The sequence below is a fragment of the Kistimonas scapharcae genome (genome assembly GCF_039540975.1).
Lineage (GTDB): Bacteria > Pseudomonadota > Gammaproteobacteria > Pseudomonadales > Endozoicomonadaceae > Kistimonas > Kistimonas scapharcae.
On record NZ_BAABFL010000057.1, the window covers coordinates 1 to 3,400 of the forward strand.

The 3,400-nt window shown below is 50.0% G+C and carries 3 protein-coding genes, 3 tRNA genes and 1 pseudogene; all 7 read right to left on the reverse strand.

Annotation, left to right across the window (positions count from 1 at the left end; translation table 11 throughout):
• Positions 1 to 317: pseudogene (locus tag ABD892_RS03060) on the reverse strand (GTP-binding protein); the annotation flags it as partial.
• 79 nt (positions 318 to 396) lie between these two features.
• Positions 397 to 472: transfer RNA gene (locus ABD892_RS03065), tRNA-Thr, on the reverse strand.
• Between the two features lie 23 nt (positions 473 to 495).
• Positions 496 to 569: transfer RNA gene (locus ABD892_RS03070), tRNA-Gly, on the reverse strand.
• Between the two features lie 50 nt (positions 570 to 619).
• Positions 620 to 703: transfer RNA gene (locus tag ABD892_RS03075), tRNA-Tyr, on the reverse strand.
• A 129-nt stretch (positions 704 to 832) separates the two neighbouring features.
• The gene (locus tag ABD892_RS03080; RefSeq protein WP_345193727.1) at positions 833 to 1,552 is read right to left on the reverse strand and encodes a hypothetical protein; all 720 of its coding nucleotides are present in this window, start codon (positions 1,550 to 1,552) and stop codon (positions 833 to 835) included.
• 20 nt (positions 1,553 to 1,572) lie between these two features.
• Positions 1,573 to 2,352: a type III pantothenate kinase gene (locus tag ABD892_RS03085; protein WP_345193729.1), complete on the reverse strand. Its 780-nt coding sequence runs from the start codon at positions 2,350 to 2,352 to the stop codon at positions 1,573 to 1,575.
• Entirely contained in the window at positions 2,291 to 3,259 is a 969-nt protein-coding gene (gene birA, locus ABD892_RS03090) for a bifunctional biotin--[acetyl-CoA-carboxylase] ligase/biotin operon repressor BirA (RefSeq protein ID WP_345193731.1), read from the reverse strand. The genes ABD892_RS03085 and birA overlap by 62 nt, the downstream gene beginning before the upstream one ends.
• Positions 3,260 to 3,400: the final 141 nt, after the last annotated feature.

The following is a 3,400-nucleotide window of genomic DNA, read 5'->3' on the forward strand; positions in this document are numbered from 1 at the left end:
TCAACCATGTCAGCCTTGTTCAGGAAGACAACGATGTAAGGAACACCCACCTGACGAGACAGCAGGATGTGCTCACGAGTCTGGGGCATGGGGCCGTCAGCAGCAGAACATACCAGGATAGCGCCGTCCATCTGGGCAGCACCGGTGATCATGTTCTTAACATAGTCAGCGTGCCCGGGGCAGTCTACGTGCGCGTAGTGACGGCTCGGAGAATCGTATTCTACGTGAGCAGTAGAGATGGTGATACCACGCTCACGCTCTTCAGGTGCGTTATCGATCTGGTCGAAAGCCTTCATCTCGCCACCCCAGACTTCCGCNGGTAACGCTCCCAGAAAGAACACCAATTCCCGATACAGAAATAAGGGGCAGATAAACAAATATCTGCCCCTTACATCCTGGAGCTCATAACCAGATTTGAACTGGTGACCTCGTCCTTACCAAGGACGCGCTCTACCGACTGAGCTATATGAGCGAAAATCAGAACAAAACCAAGTATGGAGCGGGTAGCGGGAATCGAACCCGCATCATCAGCTTGGAAGGCTGAGGTTCTACCGTTGAACTATACCCGCAAACCCAAGTAAAAAGCCGCAATAGGCGACTCACTACTTTAAAATAATTTTGGTGGTGGGGGAAGGATTCGAACCTTCGAAGCTTTCGCGTCAGATTTACAGTCTGATCCCTTTGGCCACTCGGGAACCCCACCACATTTGCTGCGCCATTTTATTCAGAGCGCTTTCTTTGTCAACCCCTTCGGTTTTCACTCTTTCGAGTTTACCGCCAGGCCTGAAAAAGTTGGCGTCCAACTCAGCAAGCGAGGCGCATTCTATGGAAACTATTGGGTGGATGCAATACCAGAGCCGCATAAATTTTCGTGCTTCTCGGCAAACCCGTACCGTTGACGCAGAACCTCCCACAACTCATCGCTCATCAACCCCGTATCGTCCTGACTGATCTCCAGCCAGTACTCTTCACGAAAACGTGGAATCTCTTCCATCTGCACGCCATAGCCACGATCTGAGATACGATTCTGCAATGCCGTCGCCAACTCCCCTTGCGAAAATAATCCCAGCGATATCCCACCGGCATAATCTCCTTCCGTAATCAGATAGGCATCCACACCCTGCGCATCCAGCTCCCTCAACCAGCCCAAGGAGGCATCACTCCCAGACATTGCAGGTATCAAAACCCAGAAATCTTCGCCATGGCGAATCTTTAGTGCTTTAGCCTGCACAGATATCCCTGAAGACAATAATTGCTGCATGGCCTGATCCGCCGTATCCGCAGCGCGGAAAGGTCCTATTTGCGTACAAAGACCAGCCACTGCCGACTGCCCCGCAGGAAGTGGCAATATAGGCTCTTTTACTATGCGTGATATCAAGACATCCGGAGCAGCTTCAGCAACCAGCGTAATACCCGCCCCTCTCTCCAGGCGCTCACTGCCGGTCTCAGACAAAACATACTTTTCCTGAGAACGCTCATACCAGCCATAGGCAAATACCCCGCCATTGGCCATTACCAGAATCAGAAACACCCAGCGCATCATTTTTATCATATTCGTGTGTTCTTATTGATTTATGGTAGTGCGATTGCCAACCCTTCAAAAACCAAATCAGGCAAATGCAATACAGGAATAGTGACCAGCTCTGCCAATACCGTTGCATCACCACCACCCATCACAACGGCGGCTCCCTCACCCAGAAACTCATACTCTTTTTCAATTAGCGCTGCCGCCATGGAAGCTACACCAAACTGCATAGCTTCTACCGTTTTCAAACCCAAGCCACGGCGAAAGTGGCGTTGCTCCGGAATCAGCAACCTGTCGGCATTATCGGCCATGGATTTCAACATCAGACTGATGCCTGGCACGATCAAGCCACCTTTAAAGCCACCTTCTGCATCAATAACATCCAACGTCAATGCGGTCCCACTATCCACCACCACCAACGGCCGTGCAGGGATCACAGCTCGAGCCGCCAACAAACCAAGCCAGCGATCTTCCCCATACATTGCCGGATCAACACCGATCAGCCGAACACCACCCAAATATTCCCGCTTAACCGGCCGTTCTACCTTGATATCCCAGATATCAAAAACAGTTGTCTCTATAACCTCATTAATCTCCTGTGCGCGTACAGAAGACATACGACACCTTGCAGGCTGATCGCACAATACATCCGCAATCTGTCGCAGCATGGAGGTACAACAACCAGTATTATCCACAGCACCTGACTGCCTGAGCTCACCCTCACGCATCAGACGCCATTTGAGACGCGTATTACCACAATCAAGATCAAGAATGTTCATAAGGTCGTAATGAGACTTCCCCTCCGGCGTAAGCGCGCTTCTCGCCATCGTGATTTAATATCAAAGCACCATTCTCACTGACACCTGCAGCAATGCCCGTGATTTCTCTCAGGCCGGTAATCAAGCGAACTTCTTGGCCAGCATAAGCATCGTACCTCTGCCATTCTTCACGAAAAGGCACAAATCCTCTTTCCTGAAAAATATCGAGAAAGCTGACCAGCTGTCCAATCAGCTCACCAACCACACGATTCTTATCAACGGCCATGCCTAACACGCTGCATAAATCAATCGCAGGCTGTGAGATTTCGCTCAACTGATCCTGAGTCAGCCTGACATTAATACCAATCCCAATAACCACCTGGCATTCACCATTAGGATCACCATTAATTTCAAGCAGGATACCAGCCAGTTTTTTTCCCGAACAAAGCAGGTCATTAGGCCACTTGAGGGAAAGACCGTTTGCTCCAATGTTCTCAAGGGTTTTCAGAACAGCGAGTCCGACGACAAGACTCAATCCATCAAGCCCAGACATACCACTCTCAAAGCGCCATAGCATGGAAAAATAGATACTGGCACCTAGAGGGCTAATCCATGCGCGCCCTCGACGTCCACGACCTGCTGTCTGGTGCTCAGCAACACAGATCTGAACAGGCTCTGGATTTGCCAGTTGCGTCAAAACAGTATCGTTGGTTGAAGAAGCAGAATGAAGGGTTGTAAGCCCAATTCGTGACCTGATTGACTCCTCAATATATGTGTTAATCAGATCGCCATTCAGCAGAATAATATCACGAGGCAGGCGATAGCCTTTTCCTGCTACTGCATCCAGAGTCAGCCCTTGCTTTTCCAGCTGCTTCAAGCGTTTCCATACTGCAGCCCGACTAATGCCCAGCGCATCCCCCAACTCTTCACCGGAATGAAACTGCCCATCCTGCAAAAGCGTAAGGATATCCTGCATTGTATTAGCCCTGACCATTTTGCAGGACAATATATAGTGCCCGCAGGTGGCTTACAACGTCATCCTTAACTCCCGCTTAACGATCTGAAGAAGTAAGGCTAAATTGAATGAAGAGAGCGTCCCCTGTGCTCTTCAGGCAAA